This is a genomic window from Streptomyces sp. SID8352, assembly GCF_009862265.1.
GTDB lineage: Bacteria > Actinomycetota > Actinomycetes > Streptomycetales > Streptomycetaceae > Streptomyces.
Genome location: NZ_WWGX01000055.1, coordinates 55,826 through 74,105, shown reverse-complemented (window position 1 = coordinate 74,105; position 18,280 = coordinate 55,826). Strand labels below are relative to the sequence as shown.

The 18,280-nt window shown below is 72.7% G+C and carries 22 protein-coding genes; 4 read left to right on the top strand and 18 right to left on the bottom strand.

Annotated elements, in window-relative coordinates; all coding sequences use genetic code 11:
- Positions 1-116 precede the first annotated feature (116 nt).
- From GTY84_RS18585 to GTY84_RS18570, 4 genes are all read right to left on the bottom strand, one after another.
- Positions 117-722: a hypothetical protein gene (locus GTY84_RS18585; protein WP_161227414.1), complete on the bottom strand. Its 606-nt coding sequence runs from the start codon at positions 720-722 to the stop codon at positions 117-119.
- A gap of 7 nt (positions 723-729) precedes the next feature.
- On the bottom strand, positions 730-1,929 hold the full coding sequence (gene mqnC, locus GTY84_RS18580; protein WP_161227413.1) for a cyclic dehypoxanthinyl futalosine synthase: 1,200 nt from the start codon (positions 1,927-1,929) through the stop codon (positions 730-732).
- A gap of 197 nt (positions 1,930-2,126) precedes the next feature.
- Positions 2,127-2,870, bottom strand: coding sequence for an A24 family peptidase (locus GTY84_RS18575; RefSeq protein ID WP_161227412.1), 744 nt, complete (start codon positions 2,868-2,870; stop codon positions 2,127-2,129).
- Between the two features lie 150 nt (positions 2,871-3,020).
- On the bottom strand, positions 3,021-3,869 hold the full coding sequence (locus GTY84_RS18570; RefSeq protein ID WP_161227411.1) for a menaquinone biosynthesis protein: 849 nt from the start codon (positions 3,867-3,869) through the stop codon (positions 3,021-3,023).
- 288 nt (positions 3,870-4,157) lie between these two features.
- Here GTY84_RS18570 and GTY84_RS18565 point away from each other — a divergent pair, with 288 nt between their 5' ends.
- Together GTY84_RS18565 and GTY84_RS18560 are read left to right on the top strand one after the other, a co-directional pair.
- Positions 4,158-4,361 (top strand): cold-shock protein, encoded by a 204-nt coding sequence (locus GTY84_RS18565; protein WP_004984723.1) that lies wholly within the window; start codon positions 4,158-4,160, stop codon positions 4,359-4,361.
- Between the two features lie 82 nt (positions 4,362-4,443).
- Entirely contained in the window at positions 4,444-5,112 is a 669-nt protein-coding gene (locus tag GTY84_RS18560) for a class I SAM-dependent methyltransferase (protein WP_161227410.1), read from the top strand.
- A gap of 210 nt (positions 5,113-5,322) precedes the next feature.
- Here the strand turns inward: GTY84_RS18560 and GTY84_RS18555 are convergent, their stop codons facing one another.
- From GTY84_RS18555 to GTY84_RS18520, 9 genes are all read right to left on the bottom strand, one after another.
- Positions 5,323-6,630, bottom strand: a complete 1,308-nt coding sequence (locus GTY84_RS18555; RefSeq protein WP_161227409.1) for a dicarboxylate/amino acid:cation symporter — start codon at positions 6,628-6,630, stop codon at positions 5,323-5,325.
- 65 nt (positions 6,631-6,695) lie between these two features.
- Positions 6,696-6,797 (bottom strand): putative leader peptide, encoded by a 102-nt coding sequence (locus GTY84_RS34985; RefSeq protein WP_321162681.1) that lies wholly within the window; start codon positions 6,795-6,797, stop codon positions 6,696-6,698.
- A 177-nt stretch (positions 6,798-6,974) separates the two neighbouring features.
- Positions 6,975-7,274, bottom strand: coding sequence for a DUF4229 domain-containing protein (locus tag GTY84_RS18550; RefSeq protein ID WP_161227408.1), 300 nt, complete (start codon positions 7,272-7,274; stop codon positions 6,975-6,977).
- Between the two features lie 72 nt (positions 7,275-7,346).
- Positions 7,347-7,889 (bottom strand): GNAT family N-acetyltransferase, encoded by a 543-nt coding sequence (locus tag GTY84_RS18545; RefSeq protein WP_161227407.1) that lies wholly within the window; start codon positions 7,887-7,889, stop codon positions 7,347-7,349.
- Positions 7,890-8,231: 342 nt separating this feature from the next.
- Positions 8,232-9,395 (bottom strand): aminofutalosine synthase MqnE, encoded by a 1,164-nt coding sequence (gene mqnE / locus GTY84_RS18540; protein WP_161227406.1) that lies wholly within the window; start codon positions 9,393-9,395, stop codon positions 8,232-8,234.
- Positions 9,396-9,494: 99 nt separating this feature from the next.
- Positions 9,495-9,950 carry an Lrp/AsnC family transcriptional regulator gene (locus GTY84_RS18535; RefSeq protein ID WP_161227443.1) on the bottom strand — a complete coding sequence of 152 codons (456 nt, stop codon included), beginning with the start codon at positions 9,948-9,950 and terminating at the stop codon, positions 9,495-9,497.
- Between the two features lie 256 nt (positions 9,951-10,206).
- On the bottom strand, positions 10,207-10,896 hold the full coding sequence (locus GTY84_RS18530) for a UbiX family flavin prenyltransferase (RefSeq protein ID WP_161227405.1): 690 nt from the start codon (positions 10,894-10,896) through the stop codon (positions 10,207-10,209).
- Positions 10,897-11,038: 142 nt separating this feature from the next.
- Positions 11,039-11,944, bottom strand: a complete 906-nt coding sequence (gene mqnP, locus GTY84_RS18525; RefSeq protein ID WP_161227404.1) for a menaquinone biosynthesis prenyltransferase MqnP — start codon at positions 11,942-11,944, stop codon at positions 11,039-11,041.
- Complete coding sequence (locus GTY84_RS18520; protein WP_161227403.1) at positions 11,941-13,392, bottom strand: menaquinone biosynthesis decarboxylase; 1,452 nt, start codon at positions 13,390-13,392, stop codon at positions 11,941-11,943. The genes mqnP and GTY84_RS18520 overlap by 4 nt, the downstream gene beginning before the upstream one ends.
- 88 nt (positions 13,393-13,480) lie before the next feature.
- On the opposite strand from GTY84_RS18520, the gene GTY84_RS18515 reads away from it, so the two are divergent.
- On the top strand, positions 13,481-13,795 hold the full coding sequence (locus tag GTY84_RS18515) for a PLD nuclease N-terminal domain-containing protein (RefSeq protein WP_161227402.1): 315 nt from the start codon (positions 13,481-13,483) through the stop codon (positions 13,793-13,795).
- Between the two features lie 80 nt (positions 13,796-13,875).
- On the opposite strand, the gene GTY84_RS18510 is transcribed toward GTY84_RS18515, so the two are convergent.
- The 5 genes from GTY84_RS18510 to GTY84_RS18490 all read right to left on the bottom strand — a co-directional run bounded on the left by GTY84_RS18510 (position 13,876) and on the right by GTY84_RS18490 (position 17,342).
- On the bottom strand, positions 13,876-14,511 hold the full coding sequence (locus GTY84_RS18510; protein WP_161227401.1) for a DUF4276 family protein: 636 nt from the start codon (positions 14,509-14,511) through the stop codon (positions 13,876-13,878).
- Complete coding sequence (locus tag GTY84_RS18505) at positions 14,508-15,932, bottom strand: AAA family ATPase (protein ID WP_161227400.1); 1,425 nt, start codon at positions 15,930-15,932, stop codon at positions 14,508-14,510. The genes GTY84_RS18510 and GTY84_RS18505 overlap by 4 nt, the downstream gene beginning before the upstream one ends.
- Positions 15,933-16,121: 189 nt before the next feature.
- The gene (locus GTY84_RS18500; RefSeq protein WP_161227399.1) at positions 16,122-16,316 is read right to left on the bottom strand and encodes a DUF397 domain-containing protein; all 195 of its coding nucleotides are present in this window, start codon (positions 16,314-16,316) and stop codon (positions 16,122-16,124) included.
- A gap of 5 nt (positions 16,317-16,321) precedes the next feature.
- Positions 16,322-16,435 (bottom strand): DUF397 domain-containing protein, encoded by a 114-nt coding sequence (locus tag GTY84_RS33970; RefSeq protein WP_345943480.1) that lies wholly within the window; start codon positions 16,433-16,435, stop codon positions 16,322-16,324.
- Positions 16,383-17,342 carry a helix-turn-helix transcriptional regulator gene (locus GTY84_RS18490; RefSeq protein WP_202551337.1) on the bottom strand — a complete coding sequence of 320 codons (960 nt, stop codon included), beginning with the start codon at positions 17,340-17,342 and terminating at the stop codon, positions 16,383-16,385. The genes GTY84_RS33970 and GTY84_RS18490 overlap by 53 nt, the downstream gene beginning before the upstream one ends.
- Before the next feature lie 109 nt (positions 17,343-17,451).
- Here GTY84_RS18490 and GTY84_RS34980 point away from each other — a divergent pair, with 109 nt between their 5' ends.
- A complete protein-coding gene (locus GTY84_RS34980; protein ID WP_161227397.1) occupies positions 17,452-18,063 on the top strand; it encodes a hypothetical protein in 612 nt (203 codons plus the stop codon).
- The last annotated feature ends 217 nt before the right edge of the window (positions 18,064-18,280 follow it).

Here is an 18,280-nt window from a genome sequence, read left to right as displayed (position 1 = left end):
GGACCCATTGTTGCAGCACCCCTCCGTCCGGCCGGGCCCGGGAGCCCCGGTCCGCGGGGCGGCGGGCGGCTCCGGCGCGGCGCCGGGCGGGACGTCGGCGGCGCCGGGCGGGGACGTCAGCGGCGCCGGTGCACCAGCCGCCCCGCGACGACCGTCGCCACGCAGCTCCCGGCCCCGGCGGCGGCGAGCGCCGCCTCGTCGGGCACGTCGAACACGGCGAACCGGGCGGCGGAGCCCGGCTCCCTCGGCGGCGCGAAGACCACCGGGGCCCCGGAGGCGTACGGGTCGAGCGAGGGCATCCCGTCCGGGCGCCCGGCCCGCCCCAGCACGTCCAGTCCGGAACGGCGCAGGGCGTCCCGCACCGCGCGCACCCGCAGTTCCCCGCAGGCGACGGCGACGGTGCCGTGGGCCAGCATCCGCTGCAACCCGCGCCGGGCGCTGGCACCCTGGCGGGCCTCGTCCGGGGCCAGCGCGGCGAACGCCTCACCGGTGAGCGGAGCGGTGCCCAGCTCACCGGCCTCGCGCGGGTCGGGGTGGTAGGCCGCCTCCAGCAGTTCGTCGCCGTACTGGTTGACGAGGCCGGGGGTGAGGATGCCGGGCCAGCGGCGCACCCGGGCCCCGGGATGGGCGGCGATCAGCGCGGCCGGCGGGCCGACGGCCGCGATCAGGTCGCCCTCGACGGCGAGGGCGCGGTCCCGGGAGTCGGCGTGGATCGTCAGCACGGCGCGGTCAGTTGGAGGCGAGCAGCTTCAGTTCCGGGTGGGCGGTGCCGCCCTCGATGGCCACGGACGAGATGTGCGAGGCGACCCGCTCGTCGACGGGGTCGTCGGCCGGGTCGTCGTGCACGACGAGGTGCTCGTACGTCGTGGAGCGCTGCGCGGGGACGCGGTCCGCGCGGCGGATCAGGTCGATGATCTCCAGCCGGTTGGAGCGGTGCCGGGCGCCGGCGGAGGACACCACGTTCTCCTCCAGCATGATCGAGCCGAGGTCGTCGGCGCCGTAGTGCAGGGAGAGCTGGCCGACCTCCTTGCCGGTGGTCAGCCAGGAGCCCTGGATGTGCGCCACGTTGTCGAGGAAGACCCGGGCGATGGCGATCATCCGCAGGTACTCGAAGAGGGTGGCCTGGGTGCGGCCCTTCAGATGGTTGTTCTCGGGCTGGTAGGTGTACGGGATGAAGGCGCGGAAGCCGCCGGTGCGGTCCTGCACGTCGCGGATCATCCGCAGGTGCTCGATCCGCTCGGCGTTGGTCTCGCCGGTGCCCATGAGCATGGTGGAGGTGGACTCGACGCCCAGCCCGTGGGCGATCTCCATGATCTCCAGCCAGCGCTCGCCGGACTCCTTCAGCGGCGCGATGGCCTTGCGCGGGCGCTCCGGCAGCAGTTCGGCGCCGGCCCCGGCGAAGGAGTCGAGCCCGGCCGCGTGGATGCGGGTGACCGCCTCCTCCACGGACACCTTGGAGATCCGCGCCATGTGCTCGACCTCGCTCGCCCCCAGGCTGTGGATGACGAGCTGCGGGAACTCCCTCTTGATGGCGGAGAAGTGCTCCTCGTAGTACTCGACGCCGTAGTCCGGGTGGTGGCCGCCCTGGAACATGATCTGGGTGCCGCCCAGTTCGACGGTCTCCGCGCAGCGGCGCAGGATGTCGTCGAGGTCGCGGGTCCAGCCCTTGGCGGTGTCCTTGGGCGCGGCGTAGAAGGCGCAGAAGCGGCAGGCCGTGACACAGACGTTCGTGTAGTTGATGTTCCGCTCGATGATGTACGTCGCGATGTGCTCGGTACCCGCGTACCGGCGGCGGCGCACGGCGTCGGCGGCGGCGCCCAGCGCGTGCAGCGGGGCGTCCCGGTAGAGGGCCAGCGCCTCCTCGGGGGTGATCCGCCCACCGGCGGCGGCGCGGTCGAGGAGGGGCTGAAGGTCGGCCTTCTCGGTCACCGGCGTCCCTTTCTGCGGGGGTGTGGACGGACGGCGACCAGCCTACGTCAGGGCCCTCCCCCGCCGTCGGTCAGGCCGCGCCCGGCGGCCGGCCGCGCGGGGCCGGGCCAACGGGCCGGGCGGCGTGCGGCCGCGCGCGCCGGCCGCGTCGGGTGAGACCGCCCGCCGACCGCGTCGCGCGGGGCCGCGCCAACCGGTCAGGCCCCGTACCCGCCGGCGAGGACGCCGAGCAGCGCTCCGGTCAGCAGGAACGGCCCGAAGGCGATGGCCGTCCGGCGCCCGGCCCGCCCGGCGACGACGAGCGCGGCCCCGTACAGCGCGCCGAGCAGGAACCCGGCGAAGGTGCCGAGCAGCAGCACCGGCCAGCCGTACCAGCCGAGGGCGGCGCCCGCGGCCAGGGCGAGCTTGACGTCGCCGAAGGCCATCCCGGCCGGGTTGAGCCACCAGAGCGCCCCGTACCCGGCGGCCAGCACCAGGGCGCCCAGCAGCGCGGTCGTCCACCGCCCGGCGTGTCCGGGCAGCAGCGCGGCGGCCCCGAGCAGGGCGAGCGCGAGGGCGGCGGCGGGCAGGGTCAGCGGGTCGGGCAGCCGCCGCACCCGGACGTCGACGACGGCGAGCAGCACCCCGGCGGGCGCCAGCAGCAGCCAGACGGCCAGCTCGGGCCGGGCGCCGGTGGCGGCGGCGAGGACGGCGCAGACCAGGGCGGTGACGGCGGCGGGCAGGGCCGCGCCGGGACCCAGCGGGGCCGCGCCCGCCCCGCACCGCCCGCACCGCGCGCCGCCGAGCCAGCCCCGCAGCGGGTGCCCGGCGGGGCAGCTCCCGTGCCAGGGCTCGCCCCAGGGCGCGGCGAAGCGGTACGCGGCGCGCGGCAGCAGCGCCCCGGCCCCGCCGCCCCAGAGCGCGGCGGCGACGACGGCCGCCGCTCCGCCCCCGGCGCTCATCCGGCGACCACGGTGACCACGGCCTCCCTCATGGCCCCAGTATGGCGGCGGCCCCTCCCCCGTGTCCCCGGTGCGGTGGCGCGCGGCGGGGCGGGAGGGAGCGCGCGTGCGGGAAGGGGAGGGGAGGGGAAGGGAGGGGGGACGGCCCGCTCAGGGGCGCAGCAGGTCCACCGTCACATCGGCGGGGAAGCCGGTGGTGGGGCCGACGCGGCGGGCGAACTCGGCGACCGCCGCCAACTGGGGAGCGCCGAAGCGGAAGTCGAGGGTGGTGAAGTACTGCTCCAGGGTCTTCTCGTCGAAGCTCTCCCAGCGGGCGGCCTGCTCGGCAACCTTGGCGACCTCCTCCAGGGAGAGGTTGCGGGAGGCGAGGAACGCCTCGTGCACCTGGCGGACGAGGGCCGGCTCGCGCTCGGCGTACTCGCGCCGGGCCGCCCACACCGCGAAGACGAACGGCAGCCCCGTCCACTCCTTCCACAGCGAGCCCAGGTCGTGCACGGCGAGGCCGTAGCGCGGGCCGTCGATCAGGTTGGCGCGCAGGGCGGCGTCCCCGATCAGCACGGCGGCCTCGGCCTCCTGCATCATGACGCTGAGGTCGGGCGGGCAGGTGTAGTAGTCGGGCCGCACCCCGTAGCGTTCGGCCAGCAGCAACTGGGCGAGGCGGACGGAGGTGCGCGAGGTGGACCCGAGGGCGACCCGGGCGCCGTCCAGCCGGTCCAGCGGGACCTGGGAGACGATCACACAGCTCATCACCGGGCCGTCGCAGCCGACGGCGATGTCGGGGAACGCGACCAGCCGGTCGGCGTTGCGCAGGAACTCGACCAGGGTGACCGGGCCGACGTCGAGGTCGCCGCGCACCAGCCGCTCGCTGAGCTTCTCCGGGGTGTCCTTCGTGAGTTCGACGTCCAAGAGGGTGCCCGTTCTCGCGAGCCCCCAGTACAGGGGCAGGCAGTTCAGGAACTGAATGTGGCCGACACGCGGCCGGGTGCGAGAATTGTCCACATCGCGAGGCTAGCCCTCGCCCGGCCGGCGGGCCGAGCCGACCCCCGGCGTCAGCCGAACGGCACACCCGTTCAAACATCCGGGTGAAGTGATCTTGGCCTCTGTTGCGCCCGGCGGACCGCGTGCTAGGCTCACAGCAAGTTGCAGTTTGGTTTCCCTTGCAGTACAGAGCCTGCGGAGCATGTGACCGCGGGCTCTCGTCATTCTCAGACATATGCAGTTGTGCGGAATTGGTCTTCACATTGCTGGTTCTGGAGCAGGGCAACCCTTTGAGCCCAAGGAGGGCTTATGGCTACCGGAACCGTGAAGTGGTTCAACGCCGAAAAGGGCTTTGGATTCATCGCCCAGGAAGGCGGCGGCCCCGACGTCTTCGTCCACTACTCCGCGATCAACGCGACCGGCTTCCGGTCCCTCGAGGAGAACCAGCAGGTGTCCTTCGACGTCACGCAGGGCCCCAAGGGCCCGCAGGCGGAGAACGTCACTCCTGTCTGACCGACAGCAGTACCCAAGGAGCCCCGCGCCGATTCCGGCGGCGGGGCTCCTGCCCTTTCCGGGCGGTGCGTAGGGTGCGCCCATGACCGAGACCCCCACCGGCCGCGCCGCCCCCGAGGACGGCTCCACGGCCGCCACCCGCGCCTTCTACGACGCCGTCGCCGAGGAGTACGCCGACCGGTTCCGCGCCGCGCTGGACGAGAGCCCGCTGGACCGGGCGCTGTTGGGCGCCTTCGCGGAGCTGGTGGGCCCCGCCGGGCAGGTGGCCGACCTGGGGTGCGGTCCGGGGCGGGTCACCGCCCACCTCGCCTCCCTCGGCCTGCGGGTCTTCGGCCTGGACCTCTCGGAGTCCATGCTGGCGGTGGCCCGCCGGGAGCATCCTGAGCTGCGGTTCGACCGGGGCTCGATGCTGGAGCTGGACCTGCCCGACGGGTCGCTCGCGGGCGCGGTCTCCTGGTACTCCTCCGTCCACACGCCCTGGGAGCGGCTGCCGGACCTGTTCGGGGAGGTGCGGCGGGTGCTGGCCCCCGGCGGCCATCTGCTGCTCGCCTTCCAGGTGGGGGACGAACCCCTGCGCCTGGACCGCCCCTTCGGCCACCCGGTCGCCCTGGACTTCGAGCGCCGCCGCCCCGGACCGATGGCGGAGCTGCTGGAGCGGGCGGGCTTCACCGTCCTCTCCCGCACGGTCCGCCTCTCGGAGACCGACACGGCCTCCCGCGTGCCCCAGGCCTGTCTGATGGCCCGCCGCTGACGGCCCCGTGCCAGGGGCCGACACGCCGCCGGGCCCCCGAAACGAGCCCTTGCGCGGCCGCCCGGACATGGGCCCCGGGCGCGGCCCGCCGTCGGTGCCTCCGCGGCGCCCCCGGGCACGCCGCCGCCCCGGGCGCCCCCGTGGCGGTGCACGGCGGGGCGGCCGGGGCGGCGGGCGCGGGGCCGGGCGGACGGACCGCCGGGCCGGGGGTCAGGCCGGGACGGGCACCTGCTCCGGGGCGCGGGACGGGACCTCGTCCAGCGGGGAGCTGTGCGCGTGGTCGTAGGCTTCCCGGTCGAGCAGTCCCTCGCGGGCCGAGACGATGACCGGCACCAGGGCCTGGCCCGCGACGTTGGTCGCGGTGCGCATCATGTCCAGGATCGGGTCGATGGCCAGCAGCAGGCCGACGCCCTCCATGGGCAGGCCCAGCGTCGACAGGGTGAGCGTCAGCATCACCGTGGCGCCGGTCAGGCCCGCCGTGGCCGCGGAGCCGACCACCGACACGAAGGCGATCAGCAGGTAGTCGCCGAAGCCGAGCTGGATGCCGAAGATCTGGGCCACGAAGATCGCGGCGATGGCCGGGTAGATCGCGGCGCAGCCGTCCATCTTGGTGGTCGCGCCGAACGGCACGGCGAAGGAGGCGTACTCCTTCGGCACCCCGAGGCGCTCGGTGACCTTCTGCGTCAGCGGCATCGTGCCCACCGAGGAGCGGGAGACGAAGGCGAGCTGGATCGCGGGCCAGGCGCCCTTGAAGAACTGGAGCGGGCTGAGCCTGGCCACCGTGGCGAGCAGCGCCGGGTAGACGCCGAACAGCACGATCGCGCAGCCGACGTAGATGTCGATGGTGAAGGTGGCGTACTGGCCGAGCAGGTCCCAGCCGTAGGTGGCGATGGCACGGCCGATGAGGCCGACGGTGCCGAGCGGGGCGAGCAGGATGACCCACCAGAGGGCCTTCTGCAGGAGTTCGAGGACGGACTCGCTCAGCGTCAGGATCGGCTTGGCCCGGTCACCGAGCTGGAGCGCGGCGATGCCGGCGACGGCGGCCATGAAGACGATCTGGAGCACGTTCAGCTCGGTGAACGGGGTGATCACGTCCGTCGGCACGATGCCGGTGAGGAAGTCGATCCAGGAGCCCGTGTGCTCGGGCTTGGAGCCGTCGGCCGGGGAGAGGCCGGTGCCGGAGCCGGGGTCGGTGACGAGGCCGATGACGAGGCCGATGGCCACCGCGATCAGCGAGGTGATCATGAACCAGAGGAGGGTGCGGGACGCCAGGCGCGCCGCGTTGTTGACCTTCCGCAGGTTGGTGATCGACACCAGGATCGCGAAGAAGACGAGGGGGGCGACGGCCAGCTTCAGCAGGCCGATGAAGATGCCGCCGATCTTGTCCAGCGTGGTGACGAGCCAGGCGAGGTCCTGGCTGCGGGCGAGCCAGCCGAGCAGGACGCCGAGGACGAGGCCGGCGAGTATCTGGGCCCAGAAGGGCACCTTGAAGGACTTGGTCACAGAGGACACGGACATGCTCCGTAAGGGGACGGGACGCGCGGAATGGGCTGACGTGGAACGGCGGTTGGTGGGGGGAGACGTCAGGGGCGACAGGTCGCGGACGCGCACCGGCAGAGGTCCACATGCAGGCGCACCACGAGGGCGGGGCCCTGCGGTGTGTGCGGCGCGGCTGCTGATTCCATGCGCATGACTTTAACACCGGGGCTTTGGGACTCTCAAAGGTTTGCTTTGAGAGGCACGAGTCAACTACTGCCCGGTAGAAGCAAATCGCCCCGGTTTCCCATGAGTTGGGAAACCGGGGCGGACCGTGTGTGACACGGATTACGTGCAGGAGGCACGCACCGCGGGCTGCCGGGGGGTCAGGCGCCCTGGCCCTGCGCGCGGGCGGCGTCGTCGGCCTGGTCCTCCTGGTTGCGGTTGGCGTCCAGGTTGGCCTTCATCCGGTCCACCCGCTCCACGACCCGGACGGAGGCGCGCTCGCGCTCGCCGCGCAGCAGCACGAAGCTCAGCGGGGCGGACAGCAGCAGGGAGAGCAGGACGATCCACATGCCGTTGGAGTCACCGAGCCCGCGCGGGAAGAGACCCGAGTAGACCAGGCCCCAGACGACCACGAGGCAGCCCGCGAAGATCCCGAGGCGCATCAGCGTGTAGCGGAGCATCCGAACCCACTCTTCCGTTCCGAACAGGGCCAAAGGGCACTCCCCAGTGAAGCACGCCGGGCGGCGGTCGCGTCAGGCGGGGTGCGGCACCCGGTCGAGCGGCAGCAGCATGACGACGTCGTCGCGGTCGTCGCCGGGCGCCACCCGGATCGCGCCGGGCACCCGCCCGACCTCCCGGTAGCCGCAGGAGGCGTAGAACCGCTCCAGGCCGAGGCCGCCCCGGCAGGTGAGCCGGACCGCCTCGATGCCGTCGATGCCCCGGGCGGCGCCCGCGGCGGCGGCCATCAGGTCCCGGCCGTATCCGCGGCCCTGGTGGCGGGGGTGGACCATCACCGTGTACAGCCACAGCCAGTGGCGCATCAGCCGGTGGCCGTTCAGGGCGAGGAACGCGGTGGCGGCCACCGCGCCCTCCTCGTCGTGCCCGACGAGCAGCCGGGTCCGCCCCTCGGCCATGCCGGCCAGGTGCCCGACGAGGTCGGGCCGCACGTCCTCGCGCGTCACCGGCGGCACGAACCCGACGGAACCGCCGACGTTCGTGACGTCGGCCCACAGGTCGAGGACGCCGTCCCGCAGGGCGCGGTCGACGGGGGGATCGAGGGTGAAGGTAAGAGGCACGAAGGAAGTCTAGCCCTTACCTGATGCGCCTCCCCGGGTCGCGCGGTGCCGCCGGACGGCCCGAACACGCCCCTGGCCTCCCGGTCGTTCCGGCCCGGCAGCGCTCCGGCCGCTCCGGCCGCTCGGCCGCTTCCGCCGTCGGGACGCGGTCGCGACCGCCCGGCACCGAACACCCGCTCCCCCGGCCGCGCGGGCACCCGGGCGGGCGGACACCCAGGCGGACGGACACCCGGGCAGCGGTCGCCGGGGCACGGGGCAGCGGTCGCCGGGGCGGGGGCAGCGGTCGCCGGAGCATCCGGGCACGACACCCCCGTGCCCCCGCGCCCCGGCGACCGCCGGGCGTCACACCCGCATCGGCTGCGGCGCGTCCCGGCGGGACGCGTCGGGGCCGTCGAACTCCCGGATGATCTCGTAGCGCGTGTTCCGCTCCACCGGGCGGAAGCCCGCGTCGCGGATCAGGTCCAGCAGGTCGTCGCGGGTCAGCTTGTCCGGCGTGCCGTAGTCGTCGGCGTCGTGCGTGATCTTGTACTCGACGACCGAGCCGTCCATGTCGTCCGCGCCGTGCTGGAGGGCCAGTTGGGCGGTGCGCACCCCGTGCATGACCCAGAAGACCTTGACGTGCGGCACGTTGTCGAACAGCAGCCGGGAGACGGCGAAGGTCTTCAGGGCCTCGGCGCCGGTCGCCATCCGCGTCCGCTCCTGGAGCCGGTTGCGGACCTTGCCGTCCTTCATGTCCACGAAGTCGTGCTGGTAGCGCAACGGGATGAAGACCTGGAAGCCGCCGGTCTCGTCCTGCAGCTCGCGCAGCCGCAGCACGTGGTCCACCCGGTGGCGGGGCTCCTCGATGTGACCGTAGAGCATGGTGCACGGGGTCTTCAGCCCCTTCTCGTGCGCCAGCCGGTGGATGCGGGACCAGTCCTCCCAGTGGGTGCGGTGGTCCACGATGTGCTGCCGCACCTCCCAGTCGAAGATCTCCGCGCCGCCGCCGGTCAGCGACTCCAGACCGGCGTCGATCAGCTCGTCGAGGATCTCGGAGGCGGACATCCCGGAGATGGTCTCGAAGTGGTGGATCTCGGTGGCGGTGAACGCCTTCAGCGAGACGCCCGGCAGGGCCGCCTTCAGCTCCCGCAGCGAGCGCGGGTAGTAGCGCCACGGCAGGTTCGGGTGCAGCCCGTTGACGATGTGCAGCTCGGTGAGGTTCTCGCCCTCCATCTCCTTGGCGAGCCGCACGGCCTCCTCGATGCGCATCGTGTACGCGTCCTTCTCCCCCGGCTTGCGCTGGAAGGAGCAGTACGCGCAGGACGCGGTGCACACGTTGGTCATGTTGAGGTGCCGGTTGACGTTGAAGTGCACGACGTCGCCGTTCCGGCGCGTCCGCACCTCGTGCGCGAGGCCCCCCAGCCACGCCAGGTCGTCCGACTCGTACAGCGCGATGCCGTCCTCGCGGGTCAGGCGGACGCCCGCCCGCACCTTCTCCTCCAGCTCGCGCTTGAGCCCGGCGTCCATGCGATACCTCTTTCCGAATTCAGACTCCGACCACCGTACGCCGCGCGGTCCGGACCGCCCCCGGGGACCGGCCCGGACCCGGGCGCTCCGCGGGGCGGCTCAGACGGCCTCGGGCAGCTCGCCCACCCGGTTCTCCCACTTGGTGGAGAGCACGATGGTGGTGCGGGTCCGGGAGACGCCCTTGGTCCCGGACAGCCGCCGGATGATGCTCTCCAGCCCGTCCACGTCGCTCGCGCGGACCTTCAGCATGAAGGAGTCGTCACCGGCGATGAACCAGCAGTCCTCGATCTCCCCCAGGTCCTTGAGCCGCTGCGCCACGTCCTCGTGGTCGGCGGCGTCGGAGAGCGAGATGCCGATGAGCGCGGTGACCCCGAGCCCGAGGGAGGCGGAGTCCACGGTGGCCCGGTAGCCGGTGATGACGCCGGCCGCCTCCAGCCGGTTGATGCGGTCGGTGACACTGGGGCCGGAGAGGCCGACGAGGCGCCCCAGCTCCGCGTAGGAGGCCCGGCCGTTCTCCCTGAGGGCCTGGATGAGCTGCCTGTCCACGGCGTCCATGCGATCGAAGCCTTCCACTGAAGAGACTGAACAGTCTGACGATTGCGGTGACCGAAACGGGTGGGGGGCGGGGTGTCCGGGTCGTTCCGTGCTCGGCGGGTCGGTGGTCGTGCTCCGTGGCGCGGGCGCCGCGCCGGCCGGGGCCGTGCGGTCCGCCGGGGTGCGGGGACGGGTTGCGGCGGGCGGGACGCGTCCCGCCGGGGCGGTCCGGGCCCGTGCTCCGGTACTCGGATCGGGTGCCCGGCCCGAGGGGGGCTCAGCCGGGGGTGTGCGGCGCCCTGTCCGACCCTCCGCCCAGCTCGCCGCGCCAGCGCCGGTACAGGCCGTGCCCGACACCGGCGGCGTCGAGGACCCGTCCGGCCACGAAGTCGACCAGGTCCTGGATGTGCGTCGCCCCCGCGTAGAAGGCCGGCGAGGCGGGCAGGACGGTCGCGCCCGCGTCGTCGAGCGCCACCAGATGGCGCAGGGTCCGGCCGTCCAGCGGGGTCTCCCGGACGGCCACCACCAGCTTGCGCCCCTCCTTCAGGGTCACCCCGGCCGCCCGCTGGAGCAGGTCCTTCGACAGCCCCAGCGCGACACCGGCCACGCACGCCGTCGACGCGGGCACGATCAGCATGCCCCGGGCCGGGTACGACCCGGACGACGGCCCGGCCGCGAGGTCGCCCGCGCTCCAGTGCCGCACGCCGGTCACGTCCACGTCGAAGGTGCCGGGCTTGCCGTCGGCCCCCCGGGACAGCCACTCCCGCAGGTCGTGCTGCCAGTGGGCGTCCCGGAAGGAGATGCCGGTCTCGTCGAGCAGGGTGAGCCGCGAGGCCCGGCTGACCACCAGGTCGACCCGCTCACCGGCGGCGAGCAGCGCGCGCAGCACGGCGGCGGCGTACGGAGTGCCGGAGGCACCGGACACCCCCACGATCCAAGGCGCGGGCTGCGTTTCTCCTGGGTTCACATCTTGAGCCTACCGTTCGACGCGCCAGTACAGAGGACCGGTCCGGCGCGTGGACCGGTCCCGGCCGCCCGCGGTCCGGGCGCCGCCCCCGCTCCGCGGGTCCCGCGGACCCCTCGCCGGGCCCGGCGGCCGGCCCGCGGCGTCAGACCGTCAGGCCGCGCACCAGCAGGTCCAGCAGCGCGCAGACGAACAGCGCGATGCCGATGAAGCCGTTGACGGAGAAGAACGCCCGGTTCAGCCGGGACAGGTCGCCCGGACGCACGATGCGGTGCTCGTAGACGAAGGCCCCGGCGACGATCAGCAGGCCCAGCCAGAAGAACGCGCCCGCGTCCGTGGCCACCGCGTACCAGGCGAACAGGGCCGTGGTGACGGCGTGGCAGCCGCGGGCGCCCCAGATGGCCGCCGGGACGCCGAACCTGGCCGGGACCGAGCGGACGCCGACCTCGCGGTCGGTCTCCACGTCCTGGCAGGCGTAGATCAGGTCGAAGCCGCCGATCCAGACGCCGACCGCCAGACCGAGGACCACCGCGTCCCACGACCAGCTCCCGGTCACCGCCAGCCAGCCGCCCACCGGGCCCATCGCCTGCGCGAGCCCCAGGATGGCCTGCGGGAAGTCGGTGAACCGCTTGCCGTACGGATAGACCACCATCGGGACCACCGCGACCGGCGCGAGGAGCAGGCAGAGCGGGTTCAGCAGGGCCGCCGCGCCGAGGAAGACGACGAGGGCGACCGCCGCGCCCGTCCAGGCGTGCCGGACCGACATCGCGCCGGTGACCAGCTCCCGGTGGGCGGTGCGCGGATTGCGGGCGTCGATCTCGCGGTCGATGATCCGGTTGACGGCCATCGCGAAGGTCCGCAGGCCCACCATGGCGACGGTGACCAGGAGCAGCCGGGCCCAGTGGATGTTCCGGTCCCACTCGTACATCGCGGTCAGCGCGGCGATGTAGGCGAAGGGCAGCGCGAACACCGAGTGCTCGATCATCACCAGGCGCAGGAACGCCCTGGTGCGCCCCGGTTGCCGCGGCAGGGCGGCGGAGGCCGACGTCACAGTCCGTACTCCTTCCAGCGGCGGTCGACCTTCGCCGCCGTCTCCGGGTCGGACAGCACCATGTCCGGCCAGCCCCCGTCCCGGGTGTACCCCTCCCCGGGCAGCTTGCGGGTGGCGTCGATGCCGGCCTTGCCCCCCCAGAACTGCTGGTAGGAGGCGTGGTCCAGATGGTCCACGGGGCCCTCGACGACGGTCAGGTCGCGGGCGTAGTCGGTGTTGCCGAGGGCCCGCCAGGCGACCTCGTGCAGGTCGTGGACGTCGCAGTCGGCGTCGACCACCACGATCAGCTTGGTCAGGGACATCATGTGGGCGCCCCAGACTGCGTGCATCACCTTCTGGGCGTGCTTCGGGTACTTCTTGTCGATCGAGACGATCGCGCAGTTGTGGAAGCCGCCCGCCTCGGGCAGGTGGTAGTCCACGATGTCCGGGATGATGATCTTGAGCAGCGGCAGGAAGAACCGCTCCGTGGCGCGGCCCAGCGGCCCGTCCTCGGTCGGCGGACGGCCGACCACGATGGACTGGAGCAGCGGGCGCTTGCGCATGGTCACGCAGTCGATGGTGAGCGCCGGGAAGGGCTCCTGGGGCGTGTAGAAGCCGGTGTGGTCGCCGAACGGGCCCTCGGGCAGCATCTCGCCGGGCTCCAGCCAGCCCTCCAGCACCACCTCGGCGTTGGCCGGCACCTGGAGCGGGACGGTCTTGCAGTCCACCATCTCGATCCGCTTGCCCTGCACGAACCCGGCGAACAGGTACTCGTCGATGTCGCCGGGCAGCGGGGCGGTGGAGGCGTAGGTCACGGCGGGCGGGCAGCCGAAGGCGATGGCGACGGGCAGCCGCTCGCCGCGCCGGGCGGCCACCTGGTAGTGGTTGCGGCTGTCCTTGTGGATCTGCCAGTGCATGCCGATGGTGCGCCTGTCGTGGCGCTGGAGCCGGTAGAGGCCCAGGTTGCGGATGCCCGTCTCCGGGTCCTTGGTGTGGGTGAGGCCGAGGTTGAAGAAGGAGCCGCCGTCCTGCGGCCAGGTGAAGAGGGCGGGGAGCCGGTCGAGGTCCACGTCGTCACCCGTGAGGACGACCTCCTGGACGGGCGCGTCCTTGACCTTCTTCGGCGGGACGTGCGTCATCGTGCCGAGCTTGCCGAACGCCTCGCGCATCCCGCCGAAGCCCTGCGGCAGCTCGGGGCGGAGCAGCCCGCCGATCCGCTCCGAGATCTCGTCGTAGGACTTCAGGCCGAGGGACTTGAGCAGTCGGCGGTCCGTGCCGAAGACGTTCATCGCCAGGGGCATGTCGGAGCCCTTGACGTTCTCGAAGAGCAGGGCGGGGCCGCCGGCCTTGTTCACCCGGTCGACGATCTCCCCGACCTCCAGGTGCGGGTCCACCTCCGCCTTGACGCGCTTGAGGTCGCCCTCGCGTTCCAGGGCCCTGAGCAGGGAGCGGAGATCGTCGTAAGCCATGCGGTCCAGTATCCCCGAGCGGCTACCCTGGCCTGGTACCGACCCCGTATCGGCCCGTATCGCCCCACCCCGTCCCTTGGAGGGCACCATGCTCCGGGTGCTGATGTTCCTCGTGCCCCTGGCGATGAGCGTGTACGCGTTCATCGACTGCATCAGCACGAAGGACGAGGACATCCGCCACATGCCCAAGCCGCTCTGGGCGATCCTCGTGCTGCTCTTCCCGCTCGTCGGCTCCCTGTCGTGGCTGATCGCCGGCAAGAAGCGGCACCCGGGCGCCGGCTCGCCCTGGCAGCCCGGCGGCTCCCGCCGGCGGTGGGTGGCCCCGGACGACAACCCGGAGTTCCTGAAGTCCCTGGACGAGGAGCGCAAGAAGGACCGCGACGAGGACCCGAAGGGGGACTGAGCCTCCCGGGGGGGACTCTCCCCGGGGGCGCGGAGGAGCGGCGGCCACCTGGCGCCGCCTCCGGGCACGGACCGTCGCCTTCAGCCCCGGAGGGATTCCAGCGCGGCGCTCAGCTCCGACACGAAGGCCCTCCATGAGGGCACGTCGCTCACCGGGCCCTCCTGGCCGAGCAGTTCGAGAAGCCGGTGCCGGTTGTGGGGGAACCGCTTGTTCAGGGCCTCCAGTCGGCGTCCCTTCAGCTCGCTGGCCTTGGCGATCGCCTCCTTCAGGGTCTTCTTCGGGTCCGGTACCTTCTCGACGGCCGAGGCGTGGGGCAGCGCGAGTCCGACCCGTCCCTTGGGATTGCCGGCCACCTGCCGGATGGCGGCCTCGTCCAGGAGCAGCCATGCCTCCAGCATCCGCACCGGGATCACCGGCACCCAGCGCAGGCCGGGCCAGACGGACTCCACCGACCTGTGGATCTCGTCCCGCCTGGACCCGGCCGGGGAACGGTCCGCGTCGCGGTGGAGGAGGGCGAGGTCGAAGTCGTCGCTCAGCTCCTCCCGCACGACCCTCAGTTTGTCGGAGACCTCCCGCCCGACTGGTCTGCGGAGCCAGGACAGGTCCGGGGCGCTGACGACCACGGGCACGTCGAGCCGTACGGCGATCTGTTCGATGTGCGGCACCAGTCCCGCGTCGCTGCTTCCCTCGCTGAGAAAGAGGATCCGGAGCGTCACGCGACGCCCTCGGCGAAGGTGAGCCGTGCCTCCGGAGGGACTTCAAGGTACGGGAGGATGTCCGCCTTGGTGACATGGCTGCGCGCACCGGTCGCCCGCCAGGTGCCGCCGACCGGGCGCAGCCGCAGGCGGCGCGTCACTTCACCCGACGCCATCCGGTACGCCTCGGTGTCGGCGAACAGCAGATCGCCCGCGTCGACCAGGTGGACGATCCCCGGGGAATGGGTGTTGATGAGCACCTGCCGGAACGGGTTCTCGTCACCCGGTACCTCGAACGGATCCACCGCCAGGTCCCTGACCAGGCCGACCATGGCTGAGAGGTTGGCGGGGTGGATTCCGTTCTCCGGCTCCTCCATGCAGATCAGCCCGCGCACTTCGGGATCCTCCAGCAGCACGCAGAGGGCCAGGAACCGGAGGGTCCCCTCCGAGAGGCTCCGCGCGGGCAGGACCATCCCGCTGATCTCGTGCAGGCGGATGGTCAGCAGTTGACGAACGTCGTCCTCCTGGATGTCGAGGGTGCGCACCTGGAGACCCGAGAGGTCCGAGAGGCGGCCGGCCACCCGCGCGTAGACACGGGACGGATCGTCGTCGGGCTCGGCGTCCTGGAGGGCGATCCGGAAGAGGGCTCCCGGCATGTGGCGGCCGTTGGGCCCCATGGAACGGGGATCCACGTACTCGTCGGAGCTGCGGAGCGCGGAGGGCTCCAGGGCGAGACGGCGCCAGGACTGCATCTCCCGGCGAGCCGCGAGGATCGTGGGATCGTCACTCGACGTCACCGTGGAGACCACCGTCGCGCGGGCACGCGCGGCGGCGGCGGGGCGCGGCTGGCCCCGGCTGCCGCCGTCCTGGTGGACGCGGATGACCGGGCCCCCCTCCTCCATGGAGGTCGAGACGAAGGAGGTGCCGTAGCGCTTGCTGGTGATCATCGTGTCCCGGAAGCGCTGCTTGCTGTGCGGGAAGCGCAGCCTGGCCAGGGCGTCTCCCTTGCGGATGTACCCCAGGCTCTCGTGGAGAAGGGTCAGCCTGCCGATCTTCTCCGCTCCGGCGGGGGGCTGGTACCCCAGCTCCAGCTCATAGCGGAGGAAGGAGGATGTCGGCGGTGGGGAGATCCTGCCGAAGTCGTCCTCGACGGATTCCGGGGCCACGAGCATCTCCGCGGCGAACCGCATGCGGTGCTCGCCCGGCTCGTACCCGTTCCAGAACAGGTCGCGGGCGTCGCCATGGCGTTCGCCGCTCGTTCCCCGGACCTCCTGGGCGGCTTCCATCAGGGGCCTGTCGGCCAGCAGACTGAGCAGTTGGATCGCGTCGAAGACGTTCGACTTGCCCGTTCCGTTCTCCCCGGCGATACAGGTGAAGGGCCCCAGTTCCACGTCCAGGCCCAGCAGGTTCTTGAACCCGTCCACTTCGAGCCGTGTCAGCACCTGTCCTCCTGGCTCCCGGCGTGCTGGCCCCCGGTGCGACCAACTCTCAGGGGCAGGATAGGCCCCTGACACCGGAAGACCCCGCGTTCCGGTCCGCCGGGGCGCGGTCCCGCCGGGGCGCGGTCCCGCCGGGGCGCGGTCCCGCCGGGGCGCGGGGCGAGCGGGCTTCGGGCGGGGCCGACCCCGGCGTCAGCGGGAGAGGGGCGCGGTGAACGCGGCCCAGGCGGTCCGGCCGATGACCAGCACCGGGCCGTCGGGGTTCTTGCTGTCGCGGACCGGGACGACGCCCGGGAATCCGAGAATGGCCTCCACGCAGTTGCCGCCGTTGTCTCCGCTGCGGCTGCTCCTGATCCAGCGGGTCCGGTCGGGCTCCCGGCCGTTCACCGGGGTCAGTCCAGCGCCGACGTGAACGCGGACCACGCCACCGCACCGACGACCAGCACCGGACCGTCAGGGTTCTTGCTGTCGCGGACCGGAACGACGCATGGGAATCCGGGGGCCACCTCGACGCAGTCGCCGCCGTTGGCCCCGCTGTAGCTGCTCTTGACCCAACTGGCAGCACTCAGATCGTGGCTCTTCATGGTCGCCGTACCCTTCCATCACATCGTTGATGAAGACAGCGGACTGAGAAGCCGACAAGGCGTCCGCGCGTAGCACATCATAAGTCGCGCTGTGGCGGACAAAGACAGTCGGATCGTCACTGAAGTGGCCACGATCCAACGACTCCGAGTAGACCCACCGTTTGCCATTGGGCAGTTCGATCAATGACAAGGACGTGTCCGGCCGGTCGACATCCGAAAGCCGCAACGGGACAACTTGGATGCGGATGTTGGAAAGCTGGCCCACCTTGAGCAAATGCGCACACTGTTCCCGCATGACCACCGCACCGCCCACCACATGGCGGAGACAAACCTCGTCCAGAACGACTACGTAGAGCGGGCCACCCTGCCCGTAGAAGCGCTGTTGGCGACTCATCCGAGCCCGCACCTGGTCACTCACATCGGCGGTATCCATCAGACGGCGAGTGAACAACGCTGACGCGTAGTCAGGCGTTTGCAGCAGACCTGGCATCACTTGCGTCTGGTAAGCGCGGATGGAGACTGCCTCGGCGTCCATCTCCGCCCGCCGCTGGAACCAGTCCGGGTGTTCCACCTGCGGGTACCAGTCGATCCGGCTCCACAGGCGGGTCAGTACCCCGCCCGTCGCCAGCAGGGTGTCGCACGTCTTCGCGAACGTGTCCTGCGGGACCCTCGTGCCCGCCTCCACCCGCGCCACGTGCGAGCGGTCGCAGGGGATGCGGGCCGCCAGGGCCTCCTGCGTCAGCGACGCGCCCTCCCGGAAGTGCCGCAGCACCTCACCGAATACGACGGCCGTGGTCGCGCCCGAGCCGCCGGTCCTGCGCCGTGCCATGGGACGAACTCCCCCTCCGTGACAGACGATCGGTGTCACGCGTCAAGCATTGCCCCAGCCGGTTCCATTGGGCAACTCTCGTTGCACCCAGAGTGACGGAGGCAGGAACATGGAACCGGGAACGCTCGTCTACGACCGGCACACGCGCGCGGTGGGTGAGTACCGGGGGCCCGCCGGGCCACGGGTGACGCTGCGGCAGGTCGGCGGCGGCCGGGAGTGGCAGGCCGATCCGGCCGCGCTCCGGGCGGTGACCCCCGAGGAGCGGCGCGGGGCGGGCGTCCGGGCGGCCGAGGGCCCCTCCCCGTACGGGGTGTGGGACGCCCGGCCGCTGGTCCCGGCCGGGCCCGCGCCCGAGCCGGTCGCGGGGTGCGCCGACTGCGCCGCCCTGACCGCGCGGCGGGAGACCGCCCGCGCCGCGGGGGACGGCAGCGCGGAGACGGACGCCGACGTGCTGCTCGGCCGGCACCTCCGCGACGGCCACCCCGGGGCGCCGCTGCCGCGCCGGGTGCCGTACTCGATCCTGCCCGACCCCTCGGCCCGGCCGGAGTACGAGGCCCGCTGCGTCTCCGGCGAGGGCGCCGGCTGCGGTGCCGCGTCCGGGCCGTGCCAGGACCCGGCCGACGTGGAGGACTGGCAGCGGCGGCACGCGCGCGAGACCCGGCACCTGCGCTACCGGCGCAGCGCCACGGACCACGCCCTGCTGGTCCGGCTCGCCTGCTGAACCGGACGGCGGTACCGGGCCGGACGGCGGTACCGGGCCGGACGGCGGAGCGGGACCCGGGCAGCCGCCTCCCCGCGGCCCGTCCCTCCACCGGCGGACCGGGGGGCGCGGGCGCTGGCCGGGAGCACGGGCGCTGGCCGGGGCGCGGGCGCTGGCCGGGGGTCGTGCCCCGGGCTCCGCCGGAGGCGTATCGGCGTTCGAGGAGCCATCCGTTTCG